Consider the following 269-nt stretch of genomic DNA (forward strand, 5'->3'; position numbering starts at 1 on the left):
GACCGGCGTATGCCGCGTACGGCCGGTGGCTCGACGAGCAGAACCCCGGCTGGCTGAAGCGCAAGCACCTCGAAGCCGAAGGCGTGTTCCGCCGCACCGGGATCACGTTTAACGTGTATGGCGAGGATGCGGCCGAAGAGCGCCTGATCCCGTTCGACATGGTCCCGCGCATCGTATCCGCTAGCGAATGGCGCCGGCTGAGCCGCGGCATCGAGCAGCGCGTCCGCGCGCTCAATGCCTTCATCCACGATCTCTATCACCGGCAGGAG

1 protein-coding gene is annotated in these 269 nt (G+C 66.2%); it reads left to right on the top strand.

All coding sequences use genetic code 11. The features are described from left to right. Window positions 1-269: circularly permuted type 2 ATP-grasp protein (locus tag RYX56_RS26605; RefSeq protein ID WP_317124165.1), on the top strand; the 269-nt coding region annotated here is incomplete at both ends.

Origin of the sequence: Alkalihalophilus lindianensis (assembly GCF_032843265.1) — a bacterium.
GTDB classification, from domain to species: domain Bacteria; phylum Bacillota; class Bacilli; order Bacillales; family Bacillaceae_D; genus Alkalihalophilus; species Alkalihalophilus lindianensis.